10 protein-coding genes are annotated in these 17,032 nt (G+C 59.9%); 3 read left to right on the top strand and 7 right to left on the bottom strand.

Features of this window, described 5'->3' with window-relative positions; genetic code table 11:
* The first annotated feature begins 35 nt into the window (after positions 1-35).
* Positions 36-3,026, top strand: coding sequence for a PSD1 and planctomycete cytochrome C domain-containing protein (locus tag HFP54_RS18360; protein WP_168566266.1), 2,991 nt, complete (start codon positions 36-38; stop codon positions 3,024-3,026).
* A gap of 83 nt (positions 3,027-3,109) precedes the next feature.
* Positions 3,110-4,507, top strand: a complete 1,398-nt coding sequence (locus tag HFP54_RS18355) for a DUF1501 domain-containing protein (protein ID WP_168566265.1) — start codon at positions 3,110-3,112, stop codon at positions 4,505-4,507.
* 392 nt (positions 4,508-4,899) lie between these two features.
* Here the strand turns inward: HFP54_RS18355 and HFP54_RS18350 are convergent, their stop codons facing one another.
* The 3 genes from HFP54_RS18350 to HFP54_RS18340 form a co-directional block, all read right to left on the bottom strand.
* The gene (locus HFP54_RS18350) at positions 4,900-6,276 is read right to left on the bottom strand and encodes a S1C family serine protease (RefSeq protein ID WP_235952000.1); all 1,377 of its coding nucleotides are present in this window, start codon (positions 6,274-6,276) and stop codon (positions 4,900-4,902) included.
* Positions 6,277-6,406: 130 nt separating this feature from the next.
* Complete coding sequence (locus HFP54_RS18345) at positions 6,407-7,372, bottom strand: ABC transporter permease subunit (protein ID WP_168566264.1); 966 nt, start codon at positions 7,370-7,372, stop codon at positions 6,407-6,409.
* Positions 7,369-8,430, bottom strand: coding sequence for an ABC transporter ATP-binding protein (locus HFP54_RS18340; RefSeq protein ID WP_315853930.1), 1,062 nt, complete (start codon positions 8,428-8,430; stop codon positions 7,369-7,371). The genes HFP54_RS18345 and HFP54_RS18340 overlap by 4 nt, the downstream gene beginning before the upstream one ends.
* A 404-nt stretch (positions 8,431-8,834) precedes the next feature.
* Here HFP54_RS18340 and argJ point away from each other — a divergent pair, with 404 nt between their 5' ends.
* Complete coding sequence (gene argJ / locus HFP54_RS18335) at positions 8,835-10,064, top strand: bifunctional glutamate N-acetyltransferase/amino-acid acetyltransferase ArgJ (RefSeq protein WP_315853929.1); 1,230 nt, start codon at positions 8,835-8,837, stop codon at positions 10,062-10,064.
* A 30-nt stretch (positions 10,065-10,094) separates the two neighbouring features.
* On the opposite strand, the gene HFP54_RS18330 is transcribed toward argJ, so the two are convergent.
* Genes HFP54_RS18330 through HFP54_RS18315 form a run of 4 tightly spaced genes read right to left on the bottom strand, consistent with a single transcriptional unit; the run spans position 10,095 to position 16,678 of the window.
* Positions 10,095-12,194: a site-2 protease family protein gene (locus HFP54_RS18330; protein WP_168566263.1), complete on the bottom strand. Its 2,100-nt coding sequence runs from the start codon at positions 12,192-12,194 to the stop codon at positions 10,095-10,097.
* Positions 12,195-12,198: 4 nt separating this feature from the next.
* Positions 12,199-13,653 carry an efflux RND transporter periplasmic adaptor subunit gene (locus HFP54_RS18325; RefSeq protein WP_168566262.1) on the bottom strand — a complete coding sequence of 485 codons (1,455 nt, stop codon included), beginning with the start codon at positions 13,651-13,653 and terminating at the stop codon, positions 12,199-12,201.
* Positions 13,650-14,642 (bottom strand): efflux RND transporter periplasmic adaptor subunit, encoded by a 993-nt coding sequence (locus HFP54_RS18320; RefSeq protein WP_168566261.1) that lies wholly within the window; start codon positions 14,640-14,642, stop codon positions 13,650-13,652. The genes HFP54_RS18325 and HFP54_RS18320 overlap by 4 nt, the downstream gene beginning before the upstream one ends.
* Positions 14,639-16,678: a TolC family protein gene (locus HFP54_RS18315; RefSeq protein WP_168566260.1), complete on the bottom strand. Its 2,040-nt coding sequence runs from the start codon at positions 16,676-16,678 to the stop codon at positions 14,639-14,641. Before HFP54_RS18315 ends, HFP54_RS18320 begins: the two co-directional genes overlap by 4 nt.
* Positions 16,679-17,032: the final 354 nt, after the last annotated feature.

Here is a 17,032-nt window from a genome sequence, read left to right as displayed (position 1 = left end):
CATGAACGGGCTGGTTGCGGTGTAAACTGGTTGCCATGCATCCCGCCCACAGCCCCACCCTTTGTCGTGTCGTTGCCGCGCTGATCGTTTGCGGTGTCACCGGCATCACCAGTCACGCTGAATCGCCACGACGCGCCGCATCGCCACGGCCGGCGTCCACCGCCCAGTACGGTCGTGATGTCCGGCCGATTTTGGCCAAACACTGCTTCACCTGTCATGGCCCCGACGACCAGGCGCGCGAAGCCGGCCTGCGTTTGGATACCGCCGACGGCAGCCGAGCGGATTTGGGCGGCTATGCCGCCGTCGTTCCCGGCGATCCCGATGCCAGCGAATTGTGGCTTCGAATCACAACGGACGATCCCGACATTCGGATGCCGCCGGCCGACGGTCACCGCCCGCTTTCAATTGACGAACAAGACATTCTGCGTCAATGGATCGTCGACGGCGCGGCGTACGAACAACACTGGGCGTTCGTCCCGCCGACACGCCCCGAGGCACCGCCTGCCGACACGGATCCCTGGTGCAGCGATGCCGTGGACGCTTTCGTGCTGCAAGCGATGAAGGACCAGGATCTCTCGCCATCACAGCCGGCTGATGACGTCGCTTGGCTGCGCCGCGTTTATCTGGATCTGACGGGAACGTTGCCCACGCCGGGCGACGTCGATCGCTTTGTCTCGGATGATTCTCCGATGGCACGTCAACGCATCGTCGATCGCTTGTTGGCATCGCCCGATTTTGCCCAACAGTGGGCCCGACCTTGGCTGGATCTTGCACGCTACAGCGACACCAACGGTTACGAAAAAGATCGACCTCGCACGATGTGGCCGTACCGCGATTGGGTCTTGTCGGCGATCAATGACGACATGCCGTTTGATCAGTTCACGATCGAACAGTTGGCCGGTGACATGGTCGATGGAGCCAGCGACGACCAACGGATCGCCACGGGGTTTCATCGCAACACGATGCTGAATGAAGAAGGCGGGATCGATCCGCTGGAATATCGCTGGTTGTCGGTGGTCGACCGCGTGGCCACCACGGGAACGGTCTGGATGGGGCTGACCACCGGTTGTGCCCAGTGTCACACGCACAAGTATGACCCGATCACACACACGGACTATTACCGACTGTTCGCAGTGCTGAACAATGCGGATGAACCCGATCTAGTCGTCAAAAACGAATCCGCCGAAGCCGACTTTCAACGCAAGGTCGATCATGCGCGCATGCAACTGGATCGTTGGTCCGCCGAACACTTGGGCGATGATGGATCGCTGCGTGAATCGTTCGACGAATTCGTCACCGCCCAGCGGCGATCGCTGACCTCCTGGACCACGCTGCGTCCACAGACGCTGGATTCGACCAAGCCGATCTTGACCGTCCAAGACGACGGTTCGGTGTTGGCACGCGGCGATGTGACCAAACGCGACCAGTACCAGCTATCGTTCCGTATTCCCGAGTCGATCGGCCAGGCGACCGCGATTCGAATCGATGCACTGCCGCACCCTTCGCTGCCCGCCGGTGGACCCGGGATGGCGTATTACGAGGGCCGCCGCGGGGATTTCTTTCTGAGCGAGTTGACCGCGACGGCCGACGGCGAACCGATGGAATTGCGGAATGCGACGCAAAGCTATGGAAAGCTAAGCGTGGGCTCCGGTGCAGCGACCGGTAACAATGTGATCGACGGTGAGGGTTCCACCGGCTGGTCCACCTCGGGACGCCCCGGCGAAGCCCACCACTTGGTGATTCAGTTTGCCAAACCGCTGGTTGCGGGCCAAACACTGTCGATCGGCATGTTGTTTGAACGTCACTTTGCCGCGGCGCTGGGGCATTTTCGTGTCTCCGTGACGGATCGAACGACCGGTGCCAGCGCCGTGCAACTGCCGGCCGATTTGGAAGATCGGCTTTTGGCTTTGGGCGATTCGGAAACATTACCGGATGCTCTGGCAACGGATCTTCGCCATTGGTTCTTGCGCACCAGCGATCACTGCAAAGCAATTCGCGGAAAATGGTCGTGGCCAAAACGTGATGTGGTGCGTGGTCTTGTCATGGCCGAACGTCCCGCCGCAATGCCTCGGCAGACTCACCGCCACCATCGCGGCGAATACTTGCAACCCGCGGAAGTCGTCGCGCCAGGAAACTTGTCACTGTTCGCTTCCGCCACATCAGATGCCAACAAGCCCGCGTCTTTTGATCGGCTGGCCTTGGCACGCTTCTTGGCCAGCGAGCAGAACCCGCTGGTCGGACGCGTGATGACCAATCGCTATTGGCGTCAGTTGTTCGGCGCCGGCATCGTTCGCACCGATGGCGATTTTGGGACGCAAAGTGAATCGCCCAGCCATCCGCATCTGATCGATCATCTGGCGATCCGCTGGATCGATGGTGGTTGGTCGGCCAAGCGGCTGATTCGCGATCTGGCCCTTTCATCCACCTATGGTCAATCGATCGGGCGACCTCCGGTGTCGGATCCCGATAACCGGCTGTTGTCGGTGTTCCCGTATCGAAGATTGACGGCCGAAACGTTGCGAGATTCGCTGCTGTCCGCCAGCGGCGTTCTGACCCGACGCTTCGGCGGGCCCAGTGTCTACCCGCCCCAGCCGGCCGCGGTGATGAAGACCGCCTATGGCAGCCCGGCTTGGCCCACATCGACCGGCGATGATCGATATCGACGCGGAATTTATACGTTCAGCAAGCGCACCGCACCGTTCGCAGCGTTCTTGACCTTCGACGGACCGACCGGCGAACAGTGTGTGCCCCGGCGTCAAAACAGCACCAACCCGCTGCAGGCATTGACCACGCTGAACGATCCAATGTTCTTTGAAATCGCCCAGCGTCTCTCCGAAGATGTGTTGCAAGCCATGCCGAACGCGGGCCCCGGCGAAATCGCGACCACCATTTTCCGCCGCGTTCTAGTCCGCAAACCAAACAAGGACGAAGTCCAAGCGTTACTTCAATTTCACGAACAACACCAAAGCTGGCCGTTGGTGGTCCGCGCGGTGATGAACCTAGACGAATCGATCACGATCCCGTGACACACGATTTCGTATCCCCGACGCATCGCAACGTTCCTTCGCGGACGATTTGCCCACCCACCTTTTCCACAACGATCATTGGCATGAACACGACACGACGCCAGTTGTTCCAAACGTGCGGGATCGGCCTCGGCAAGATCGCATTGGCTTCGCTGTTGACCGGCGATCGTGATCTGCGTGCCGAATCGGCCCCCCATGAGGTGCCCCACCATCCGGCCAAAGCCAAAACGGTGATCTATTTGTTCATGGCGGGTGCGCCCAGCCAGTTGGATCTGTTCGACTACAAGCCCAAGCTGGTCGAACTGGACGGTAAACCGATCCCACCCTCGGTCATTGCAGGCCAACGTTACGCGTTCATCCAGCCCGATGCCGCCGTTTTATCGCCTCGATTTCCCTTTGCCAAACACGGCGACAGCGGCGCGGAACTTTCCGATCGCCTTCCGCATCTGGCCAAGGTCGCCGACGATCTTGCCTTTGTTCGTACGGTGCATACGGACCAATTTAATCACGCTCCGGCGCAACTGCTTGTCAACACAGGCAGCGGTTTACCGGGTCGTCCGTCGATGGGCGCCTGGTTGACGTACGGTCTGGGCAGCGAAGCCGATGATTTGCCCGGGTTCACCGTGCTGACAAGTGGCGGCAATCTGTCCGGTGGCGCGGCGATGTGGAGCAATGGCTTTTTGCCCGGTCAATTCCAGGGGGTACCGCTGCGTGGCGGATCCGAACCGATTTTGAACGTGCAAACGCCCCAGTCGGTCAGCCCGACACAACAGCGGGACACGATTGATTTGATCCGGCGTTTGAACGAGCGGCGAATGATCGATACCGGCGTCGAGCGGATCCAAGACCGCATTGATGCGTTTGAAATGGCATACCGGATGCAAACGCGTGCACCGGAGCTGATGGATCTGGCATCGGAATCCGCCGAAACGCTTGGGCAATACGGGATCAAGGATGTCGGAGAAACCAGTTTTGCCAAAAACTGTTTGCTGGCGCGACGGTTGGCCCAGCGGGGCGTCCGATTCATCCAGCTTTACCATGCCGGTTGGGACCACCACAGCCAAGTCGAAAAGGGTCTGCGGGCGAGATGCAGCGAAGTCGACCAACCCTGTGCGGCCTTGATCGCGGATCTAAAACGCCAGGGCATGCTGGATGAAACGCTGGTCGTTTGGGGCGGCGAATTCGGCCGCACGCCGATGGTCGAAGCCAGTGCGGCGCTGGGGCGTTCCCTGGGTCGCGATCACCATCCCCAAGCCTTCACGATGTGGATGACCGGCGGGGGCATCCGCGGCGGTCAAACGATCGGACAAACCGACGAACTGGGGTTTCATCCGGTGGAACGCCCCGTTCACGTCCATGACATCCAGGCGACGATCCTGCACCAGTTGGGCATCGACCACGAACGCCTGACCTTCACCTACGCCGGGCGTCCCTACCGGCTGACCGACGTCCACGGCCACGTCGTACACGAACTCGTCTGACCTCGCCCCGAAAAGGGGTCAGGCCTCTTTTCCGAGCCCCGAAAAGGGGTCAGGCCTCTTTTCGGCGTACTTGCCCTGTCGACCCTGCGGTCTTGGGTGATGGGTTTGGGGATCGGATCCGGTGGCTCGTGATATCGACAGGCAATTGGCGGCTCTTCGTACCCGTTGGGTCGAAGGCAAGCGTCTCTGTGATGCGGAGCATCACCTACAGATGCCCGAAAAGGGGTCAGGCCTCTTTTCCGGGTGCTCGGCCTATCGCCCCGTTGGGTTTTGAGTGGTGTACTTGTGGATCGGATCCGATGGCTCGCGCCACCGGCAGAGAGCTGTCGGCCCGTTGGGCCTGTTTAGATGAAGGCAAGTGCCCTTGTGATGCGGAGCATCACCTACAGGGTTTACGGCTGGGGAACCGCGGTGACGTCTTCCAACGGGGCGAGTTGGATCTGCAGGTCGATCGATTCGCCGTCGCGCAAAATCGTCACCGTTTGCGTGGAACCGATCGGGGTCCGTTCAACAATCTCCTGAAATTCGACCATGTTGCGTGTCGGCTGACCGGCAAAACTGGTGATCACGTCATAGTTTTCGATTCCCGCTTTGTCAGCGGCGCTGTCTTCGATGACTTGATAAGCCAGCACACCGATTCCGGGCTGGAGTGAAAACTGTGCCGCGATGTTTGCGTTCAATTCGGCCAGACGAATGCCCATCGCGGCGCGGCGGACCTTGCCATGCTGGTCCAATTCATTGGCCAACCAGAACGCGTGGTTGATCGGAATGGCGAAACCGATTCCCTGGTTGCCGCCGTTACGTGAAGCAATCGCGGTGTTGATCGCGACGACTTTGCCGTCCAAGTCGATCAAGGGTCCGCCAGAATTCCCCGGGTTGATCGCAGCGTCGGTCTGCAGCATTCGCCCCCGTTGGATTCGACGCAGTTTGCGGTCTTTGGCGCTAATGATTCCCGCGCTGACCGTCGCGTCCAATTTGAACGGGCTGCCGATCGCCAGCACCCAGTCACCGATTTCCAGCGAATCGCTGTCGCCGACTTCGACCGCAGGAAAGGCCTCGTCCGATTCGATTCGCAGGATCGCGATATCGCTGGCCGGATCACCAACAATCTTCACCGCCGAGTATTCCACTTCGGTCGACATTTGCACCACGACTTTGCTGGCACCGCGAACGACGTGTTGGTTGGTGATCACCAGGCCACTGGGGTCGACAATGACGCCGCTGCCCAGTCCGGTCAAAACCGCGTCGGGATCATCGGGTGCCTTGGGTGGCGGTACGGGGCCCAGGTCTTCGTCGGGCACCGGTGCCTTTTCTTCCTCATCCAGCGGCGATTCCCCCTCGTTTCCTTCCGGCGGGTCCGGCGTTGGCATACCGGGAATACCAGGATCGGGAATCTTCTCCTCCAGTTGTTCGTCCAAATTCTCTTCGGACTTGTCATCATCATCGTTGCTAGGCGGTTGGCCCTGGCCGTAACACAACACGGTGACGACACCAGGCGTGGCACGCTTGGATGCGTATCGGAAGGCGCGGGAAAGCGCCCGTGGACCGACCAAGCGAGCCAAATCACTTTGCGAGATCTGAACCATCGCAGGGTCGTCTGCCGTGAGACCGGTGGCAGACTGGGCGACACCGGCTTGGCCAGCGGTGGTCGCATCCTGGGCGGTGATCGGCGCTGTCGACGAAGTCATCCACAGCGACGCCAGTGTCACGGCCAGACACCATCGCACGCGTCGATTGATCATGTTGCTTTGCATCAAAAGTCTTTTCATTGCACGTATTCGGACCGATCGCGCGACGCGTCAATCACGTCCAACATCATTTCAAGTCGGCGTTGACGATTCTAGCCCGTCGCCGATCCTTTGGCACAGCCGATTCGGTCGGCGATCGCTTGGAAACCAGCTAGAGCGGCGCGGGCAAATCCCGTGTATGAAAACGCCACAACGCCACGGCGTAAAAGGCGGCCCCGCCGGCCAGCAGGATCAACGGGTACATCAGCGGCGGCATCACCGCGTCGGGCATCGACGTCGTCAGACTCCACGGCGCCCACCGATCGCCGTCGGTCACCAGAGCCAATAAAGGCTGTGGTTTGTAGCACGAAAAGAAGGTGATTTTCTGGAGCCAGTTCAGCGGCTCGGCGGCTTTTCCCAGTCCCAACAACACCAACTGGACGATGTAGATCGCCATCACGGCGCCGATCGTCCGCCAACGATAGCGATCCAGACTGCTGAACATCGTGGCCAAGCCCAGCAGAAAAAATCCGAACGCAAACAGGTTGAAAACGGATGCGGCAAAATCTCCCACATCCACACGCTGGTACATCGGCAACGTTTCCACGACCGGCTGGCCGCCGCCCAATGGCACTTCCACTTCGATCCACGGAATCGTTACCGTTTGGGGCGGCAACGTTTCCTTGACCGTCGACAACTGGACGCCGATCCCGATGCCCAACCACAACAACAAACACAACAATGCTAGTCCGATGACGCTGACCAACGCATGCGACAACATCAGCCGGATGCGGCTGATGGGTTGAGACAGCACCATTTCCAAAGTCCCGCGTCCCAATTCACCACTGACAACGTCGCTGCCGCGAGAGACGCACCAAATCACTGTGCACAAAATCACAATCGGTTCGTCGAACGTCATGCCCACCCGTCCAGTGTGCGTCGCCAGCGCACTGAATTCGATCGGTGCGAAGCGTTCAAAGTCTTTAAACAGATCCAACACCGATTGAAACTGGCCCATGTCGATCATGCCGACGACCCAGACGCGGACCCAAGCAAACGCGAACAAGGCCAACGCGCACGAGGCCCATAACAACATGGATTGACGAACGTATTTGCCGACCAGGACGCGATCAATCATGACACCGGTTCCTTTGACGGTCGCGACGCGTCGGCCGCCTGAATCACGTCTTGCGGTGCGGTGGAAAAACCAACGGGAATGGTCTGACCGAAATGGACCGCGTCATAGACCGCACGCAGCCCCAACGGCTCGACACGCATGCGTCGAATTCCGAGTTCATCCAGCCATCCCAAGAAAGACGCCAGATCGCCGGAGGTGTCCAAACGCACCGTGGCCGATTTGTTACTTCCACTTGCACCGGAGCCTCCCGCCGCATCGTCGGCCAGGCTGCACACCAAGCGATCGGCAAGCTGCATTGGTATTGCGTCAGAATTCGGGTCGACCAAGCGGTCCGCGACCGGTCGATCAAGGTCTCCGGTGATTCGGTGCTGCTGAAAAAGCTCGCTCATCGTCAACCGGTGAGCCGACACACCACGACGCAGAAACGCAACTTCGCCGCACGTTTCTTCGATCTCGCTTAGCACGTGCGACGACAGCATCACCGTCCGACCATCGGCCCGCGCCTCGCGAACCATCTGCAGCACTTCGGCGCGAACGGTCGGGTCCAGGTTGGCGGTCGGTTCGTCCAAAACCAGCAACGGTGTCCGCGGGCCGAGGACCACGGCCAACGCCAGTTTCTGTCGCATCCCGGTCGACATGAACGCGACATGGGTGCGAAGGTTCAGGTCCAGTCGCTGTGCCACGTCCAGGCTACGTTTCAAATCACCATCGGGATGCATGGCCGCAAAAAATTCCAGAACCCCTTTGCCCCGCATGTGACGTGGCAAGCGGGCGTCACCCGGCAGGTAAGACACATTCCGGCGTACCGCGACGCTGTCTTGGACAACGTCCACATCGGCAACCCGGCAGGTTCCGGCCGTCGGGTGGATGTATCCCAGCATCAGCCGAATCAACGTGGTCTTGCCGGCACCGTTGGGTCCCAATAATCCGAAAACCTCGCCCGCGGTGACGGTCAAATCGCAAGCACGCAATGCGTCAAAATCACCGTAGCGTTTGGACAACCCCTGGCACACGACCATCGGCGAAGGTCGGTCGTGCGGCACATCAGTCTGGGACACTTCGGGGGGATGACCTTTAAAAACGGAAGATTTGCAAAGCCGGCGTCGACAAAAACACGTCCAGATTCCTCTAGTTTCCGTGCTGTCACCCCGCGTGTGAACCGGTGCAGGCGTGGAAACCGGCACCTCGTGCCTGAAACGAATCTGATGGTCGACCGGTTAGACTTCGGTGACCGGTTCGTCTCCTTCAACCGGTTCGTCGCGTGGTTGAATAACGCAATGCGGCAGCCTGCGGCAACGTTCGCACGTTGTATTGTGAACCCACGTCAATCAATGGCTGTCCTGTCGACGTGGTGCCGGCGGTTCATGAAAACCCAACCCCTTGTCCGACGAAGTGCCACTGTGCTGAAATTTCGCTGCGTCTTGCCCGTCTGTCCCTTCACTATCCGACCACTGAATTGCCCGTGACTGAACCGCTGCCCCACTGCCAGGCTGCTGAAACGCTGGCCGACGATCAATTGCCCGCCGGATTTCGATTCGGGTCAACCGCCTGCGGAATCAAGCCCAGCGGTCGTCCCGATTTGTCGGTGATCACCGCCGACCGTGATGCGGTGGCTGCGGGGGTGTACACGCGCAACCAAGTCGTCGCCGCACCCGTGACGTGGTGCCGTGGGCTGACGCCCACCGATCGCTTTCGTGCCGTGGTGACCAACAGTGGAAATGCAAACGCTTGCACCGGGCCCCGGGGCGAACACGACACGGCGCGAATGGCGGCGGAAGTCGCCCAGCGGATCGATTGCGAGGACCGGCAAGTCTTGGTGATGAGCACCGGTGTGATTGGCCACACGTTGCCGATGGACAAAGTCGTCACGGGGATCGATGCCGCCATTGCCGGTGCGGATCATTCGGCATCCGCGTTTCGTGATGTCGCCACGGCGTTTTGCACGACGGACCAATACACCAAGCTGCACTGCACCACGGCCAAGCTTTCGGCGGGGGCGGTCAAGATCGCTGCGATCGCCAAGGGTGCCGGGATGATCCAACCCGACATGGCCACGTTGCTATCGGTCGTGGTCACCGACGCCGCGCTGCCCATGGCCGCGGCACAGAAAGTCATCGCCGACGCGGCGTCAGCCAGTCTGAACCGAATCAGCGTGGACGGCCACATGAGCACGAACGACACCCTGTTGCTGTTGGCACGAAACGAAGGCACCGCGTGCAGTGATGCGGAGGATCTTTCCACGCTGACCGACGCCATCGCTGAAGCCCTGATCGACTTGGGTAAAATGATCGTGGCCGATGGCGAAGGCGCGACGCATGTGCTGTGTTTGCAAGTCGACGGCGCGACTGATGATGAGTCAGCCGACGTGATCGCACGAGCCGTTGGAAACAGCCCGCTGGTCAAAACGGCCATCAAAGGGAACGACCCGAATTGGGGGCGCATCGTTTCGGCCGCGGGATATGCGGGTCCTAAGATCGACGTCGCGAAGACCAGTCTGTCGATCAACGGCGTGGAGATTTATCAATCCGGCGCACCGATTTCGTTCGATGCGGCGACGCTGAGCGGTTCGATGAAATCCGCCAGCGACGTACACATCCATCTGACCGTCGGCGACGGACCGGGCCAGAGTCGGTTTTGGGCCAGCGATTTGACGGAAGCTTACGTCAGCTTCAACAGCGAATACACGACGTAGCGTCGGAATCGATTTCCCGCGTGAACGCCGCTATCGCATTGATTGCGGATCCAAGCGTTCCCAGATGCGTTGGCCGATCGTGCGGTCATCGCTGATCACCATCGTGCCCTGTTGTCCTGCACGAACCGATGCCGCGGCCACCGGTTCGATCGGACTGGTCGCCGTGAACCGTGGAGCGATCAAACGGTTTTCGCCCGATTCGGGATCCGGCTGTACCGGCAACGGACCGCCGATCGCCACCGAAAGAGCCGGATGGGGCAATTGCATGTCGGCACGCGGACGCAGCGAAACGGGCAACGCCGTGATGCCAACGCCGCCCCGCAATCGAACTCGAACAGGCTGGGCCGACTTCACCGCTCGACGATACGCCGGGGCATCGGATTCACCGATCGAAGCCAACAGCTCTTTTTCATGGGCGTCGGAAACACGCACCAGTTCCGTGCCCTCGGTCACGAATTGGCCCAGCAAGTCGATCGGATTTGACGTCGTGACCATGCCGTCACGTTTTGCGGTCACTTGCAATTCGTCCAAACGCCGACGCAGATCATCCAACTGGTGCTTCAGGTTTTCGGCTTGGCGTTTTTCAATCTCCGCATCAGCCAACTTTCCTTGCCGACGCAGTTGGACCTCCCGCCGCTTTGCCAAGTCCAAACGATCAGCGGTCTGGTCGTGCTGCACCTGCAATTCGTCGTTCTGCAACCGCATCAACAGACTGCCGCTTTCGACGCGTTGCCCGCCTTCGACAAAAACGCCGACGATAAACGCGTCGGACGGTGCGCGTGCGATCTGTTCGTCGTGGTATCGCACCACGACTGGGACACGACGGGTGATCGGGGAACGTTGGTTCCATAGCCACTGACCAAGCGACACAAGGAGAACGACCGAAAGCCCCAAGCGGTATCGACGCCGCCAATCCCCGTCACGCACATGACGTAGCATCCAATTGCCCAGCGGGATCGCTGCCCAAAGCAAGACCGCGACGACCGCGACCAAAATCCCCAAGCCTTTGGCCCAGTAGGAAACGGCGAAAATCAATCCCGCCATCCAAACGAACTGGAACGCGACCGACGCCATCGAGTGACCGGTGGCAAACGGGACTCGCCAGCCGGCCAACAGTGACGATTCACGCGGAACCGCCAACAGCACATACTCCAGCCATCCGGCCAATTGCCGACGCCCGTGCGATCGCAGATTGGGGATGTCCACCAGATCCGACAAGACATAGTAGCCGTCCAGACGTAGCAACGGGTTGGCGTTGACCAGCAACGTCGCCGGACCGGCCACCACAAACACTTGCGCAGCGATGTGTCGAACCAGTCCGTCGGGCAAGCACCACCAACACCATGCCGCCACCGATGCAACGGCCAATTCCACGTACACACCGGCCAGTGCGATGGCCATCCGTGACGTCCGCCGCGGCAGCATCCATGACGCGGTCACATCGACGTAGGCCAGCGGTGCCATCAGAAAGAACATCACGCCGGTTTTGCCAATGCGAACTCCCTGGCGTTTGGCGGCAACCGCGTGGCCCGCTTCGTGAAGCATCTTGCACAGCAACCAGATGCCCAGCATGGGAACCCACATCTGACGGTCGAACAACCGCGATAGTTCGCCCGCCAGTTCATCGCGTCGCAATGCCATCATGACCATCGCGCTGATGACCAAGACGGCCCAGACCGCGACAGCAACGGGTTGGAACAAAAACCCGAAGTGCCGACACATGCGCAGGGCCGGGCGATCGAAGTCCATCAAGGGGATTCGCAAACTGACCACCGACGATAGCGGGGTCATCCACCAACGCAGCGGATCGGTTTTTCGGCCAAGCTGTTCGGCTTTTTCCTGATCGAACTCTTGCACCGGAGGCAACAGCAATCGCTCGCGAATCAGCATCGACAAAAAACCGACCACATCATCCGCCGACCAATCGACACCGGCGCGTTGCATGCCCAACAGCAAGTCTTCGACGCTGCGCCGTCCGTCGATCATGCCGATCAACAACGCTTCTTCGCAACCGAACCGAAAGAACTTTTCAAGCCCTTGGTGATGCGCGATCGCGCCGGATTGTCCGCCGATCGTTCGTGGTGACAAACGCACCTCGGAATCCAGGTGCGGTACGAATCCTTCCATCATTCGATCAGTACCCCATCCACCACAGCGATTTTTCCCAAATGCCACGAACGTACGACCAGATCCGCGGACGGGTCGGTCCAGAAATTCTGGCCAACCCCTTCATCCCGGGTCGCAAATCGTCGCTGTCGTTGGGAATCGTGACGTGGGCAAGAAAGACGTTCTGGTCGTCACGAATTTCGGCCGCCGGATAGATCTGGCCCAAGTCGGCGTCATAGGATTCACCGCCCAGTGCGGGAAAACGAATGTGGGTGTCCGCCTGGGGGGCCACCATGCCGATTTCGAACTCGGGGATTTGCACCTCCACACGCATGTCACCCTGCGGTGCGATTTCCAACAGCGACTGGCCCATTTTCAACGGTGCGCCGACGTACTGGCTTAGGTCGCCACTGATCACCAGAGCGTCCATTGGGCTGCAAATCTGCAGACGGCTTAAACGGTCCTCCAACAAATCGCGACGGCGTGAAAGCTGTCGCTGTTCCAAAGCCGCCTGCTGAGCCGCCGCGATGTCACCGGACGCCAAGGCGACGTTTTCCGCCTTCTCCGCCCGCTGGCTTTCCGCGGCGATCGATTCCAATTCCAAACGCAACGGGCGACCGTCCAATTCCAACAAGCACTGGCCGGCCTGCACACGGTCGCCGGGCAACACGTGACTTTTCAACAAGGTTGCTTCGAACGGACTGGCGACCATTCGCTGTCCTTGGGGCTTGATCACCGCGGTGCAACGTATCGGATAGGCGACCGGCCAGAACGCCAACAACGAAACCACCAACATGGCCAGAAAACCGGCCAAAACGGGACGTCGCCCCAAGACCGATGCACTCGATGGCATTGCGACACGTGGTTGCCGCCAAAGCGTTGTCGCCAGAGCACGCGACGATCGTCCCATCCAAACCAACGATGAACTGGCCGGTTCGGTCTTGGTGCCCGCCTGAGGCTGGATCCACAAGAAGCAGTGCCGCTTGCCGCCGATTTCCGACAGATTGATCACCCAAACACCGTCGATACGCAGGGTCCGGCCGTGCGATTGATTCTGTTCCTTTTCGATGCCTTCCTGGAACAACGGCTGCATCGACTGGCGCAAACGATTCGATGGACTGAGCCAGCCCAATCGATGGTCGTACAGCCTCGTCATGCTTCGCTGGCCGAATGCGATGCGGACATGGCATCCGGAATACTCCGATGCAAGCCGTTGTACGACACGCTCAGCCGATTCGCGAAGATTTTTTGCACCGGCGATGCAAACAACGCAGTCCAGAGGTGTTTGCAGACCCGCGGTCGGTCTTTTGGCCGCCTCGGTTTCCACAGGCGATTCCATCTGGCCCAACATGTGAGCCAGTTGCGTGATTCCCTCGTCGGCGTTGGCAAGCGCCGTACGGACCGAGTGCCCCGCCGTCGCCACGACGGATTCCGACTTCAGCATCTGCTGGATGTCTTGCTGCAAATCGTGATCGTCTTTCATTGGGCCACGGCCTCCGGTGCAACGGGTTGCCAATGGATGCGTGATACCCTGGTCACCGAATTGCGGGATCCGGATGTGGTGCGGGCGGTCCGCTGGGGTGTCAACTGAAGCGTACAGCGATCACCGGCCAAGAAAGTTTCGTCGCGATTGTCAAGCAAGACTTTCACCTGGACGGTACCGCTTTCGCCGTCGATGGCGGGGCTGATGCGATCGACGGTTCCGTCCACCGTTTTGCCTTGGCTGCGCAGAAAAACGCTGACCGTCTGGCCCATTTGGACATGGTGGATGTGTTCGACGGGCACGTTGAAGACGGCATCCAGCGTGTCGGTGGCGATCAATCGAAAAATCACCGCATCGGCGGGCGTCAGATATTCCCCGGCCGCGTGCATCACGCGGGCGATTCGGCCGTCACAGGGTGCCAGCACTTTTCGTCGGTTCAATTCGATCTGGTCACGCTGGACCTGCAAGCGTCGCAGACGTTGTTGTTCCTGAGCGATTTCCACGCGTGCTTTGGCGGCTTCCAAATCCGCCTCGGCACGCTGCAGTTCCTCCGGTCGCGCCATCCCGTCGGCCGCCAGTTTTCGCAGCGATTCGGTCTTCAACTGTTGCAGCTTTTGTTCGGCAACCGCCATGCGAATCTCGCCCGTCATGTCCGCCTGAGCTTGGCTGATGCGAAGTGCCGATTCCTGTAGTTGATCGTCCAGTTGAGCCAGCAAGTCACCTTTGCTGACCCGGTCGCCCATGCGAACGTGAATCGCCGTCAGCCGCCCGAGATCGACGCCGGACACCAAAACGTCTTCGGCCGGTTCGGTGAAGCCATCAAAAACCAGGGGAACGCTGGGCGGTGCGGAACGGGTCTGTGCCGCGGCCCGTCCCGAATCGCCGATCATCGCCGCGGACAGGATCAACGCGACGCAGGCCATCCATTGGACGGACGACGGTCGCCGGCGACGGTACAGGCGGGTGCGGTTCAAATTGTCGGGCTTCATCGTTTTCCTTCCTTGACGTCGGCCGAAGCCGCTTCCATCAGCAAGTACGATCGCACCGATCCGGATTCCGGTGCGTTGTTCGTTTCAATGGGCTGGAATTGAGCGTCGCCGATTTGAACGGGCACGGCGTCGGAATAGCCGCCGCTGGAATCGCCGGTGCTGCCGGGCGCGAAAACATCGTTTCGCATCTCGGGTTCGGCGGGCACGGGTTCGTCCATCGATTCCAGGCGATCCAGAGGCAACGGAATGACCGCGGGTTCGTCATCGGTGGTCACCGTGTCCAAGTCCAACGATGACGAATCGATCGTTTGGGCGTAGTCGAACCGAACGTCATTGCATGCGTCACGCACCGCCGTGATGCCCTCGCGTTTCAGCAAGATTCCCATCGCGCGTTGCATTTCGACCCATGCGATGTGGTATTCCGCTTCGGCGGACACCAACATGCGTTCGGCCATCGTGCGGCGCTGCTGTGATTCCAACAGTGATTCCAAGACCAGGCCGGCGTGAGATCCGTCCGCACCGACAATCGCGAAACGCCGGGTCAGCATTTCCTCTTCTTCGCGAGCCGCGGCCAAGGTGATGCGTTTGGTTTGGCGAAGCTTTTCGGCGGTTTCCCATCGGATCAACGCCGTTTCGATTTCCAGCCGCACGTCCTGGATCACTTCTTGAAGTCGCGCCGATTTTTGGCGATACCGATGCATCGCTTCGCGGTGTCGCGAACGAGCCAGCCGGTTCCCGCGAGGCAATTCGTACTCCAATCCCGCCATGATGCCCGGGCCCGATTCGTAGAACTGTTCGCCGAAGGAACGGGCAACGCCGTAGTCCCCGCTTAGACCCGCCAAGTATCCGTTGACGACCGCATCCAAACGCGGCATCAGCTGATTCCGAGTCACTTGGATCCCCAAAGCGGCCGACTGGATGTCTTCCATCGCCATGCGAATTTCCGGACGCGATTCCATGCCCACTCGCATCGCTTCGGCCAAGGTGATCGGCCGGTGTGCCGTCGATGGCGGTGCGTCGGGGATCAGTTCCAGCGACAACGGGGCGACGTTCAGTTCATCCGATCCGATCAGGTTCCGCAGCGTCGCTTGTTGTCGTTGGACGCCGGCGTCCAACTGCAGTCGTTCATCGTTGCGGCTGGAGACGCGTTGACGCAGCTTGGTCAGTTCCAGATGGCTGACGTCAAAGTCGCTGCGACCGCGCAGCACGCGTTCGATGTTTTGTCCGCGTCGAATCAGTTCATCTTGCTGAATCAGATGACAACGTCGCTGGTACAACAACAAGTACGCGGAGATGACTTCGGTGATTCGATCGCTGACATCACGCTGCATTTGCTGCCAGGCGATGCGGCTGTCCAACTTGGCTTGAACCAACAGTCGTTCATTGAACACACGCCCGCGGCCCGCCATCAGGGGCTGAGTCAGGCTGAGGCTTAGACGTGCGTTGCCCTGATCGGCAGGTTCAAAGAACTGACTGTTGCTGTCCAGCAGGCCCAGTTCTTGCGTCAAGTCGATCTGGGTACCAGTGCGAGCGGTGCGTCGCACGCCACCGTTGAACGCCCATGACCGTTCACGCAACCGTGGCGGCCCGCCGGTCACCAAAGCGTTACCGACCGGATCGTTGGTTTGATCGTACCCGGCGTCCAAAACGTAGCGTGAATCAAACGCGGCGTCCTGCTGGATGATCTGCTCCAGTTTGATGCTGGCCGATTCCTGGACCGTTTGAATCATCGGGCTGTTGGCCAACGTATCGATCAGAACCGTCGGCAAATCGAACGCGACAAAGCGTTGCTTGTGCAGGGTCGGATTCTGGGACGCTTCACGCCACCATGCCAGCGTGTCGCTGTCGGCCGCCAAGAATGCCGTCGACGGTTCGGCCGCAGGGACGATCATCCGTTCGGCCGGCACTGCCGGGGGGGCGGATGCGGGAACATTCGGTGTTTCGGCGACCAAGATCGGCGCAGCACAGAACGCTGGCAATGTCCCGATCAGGACAAAGACAACGCGAATTCCGTTTCGCCAATCTGTTAGGTGCATCAAATCCATTGTCGACAGCGATCCCGCCGCCTCACCCATACAGCCCCACATCAGGGAATCGGCGCACGTCTGGCCGAACGTTCACGGGCGTCAACGATTCACTGGTCAAGGCCGGGTGCGACAGCGAATCACCCCGACATTCCGAACAGACACGCCAATCGTCAAATCCTGCCAATGCCGCACGGCCTATGTGTCCCCACCGGTTCAGCGGATCGTGAAAGTTCACGCATTGTTCCGCCGTTGTTGTAGATACGTCGTATTTTTGTGCTGGGGGTTTTGTGACCCGGTCAAAGTGCGGCCGGCTGTGCTCACAAAAATGCGCGGCAATACCACCGATTGGTGGCAGGGTTCCAT

It is taken from the genome of Crateriforma spongiae (genome assembly GCF_012290005.1).
GTDB classification, from domain to species: Bacteria; Planctomycetota; Planctomycetia; order Pirellulales; family Pirellulaceae; genus Crateriforma; species Crateriforma spongiae.
The sequence above is the reverse complement of the archived record's forward strand: the minus strand, read 5'-3'. Positions and strand labels throughout refer to the sequence as shown.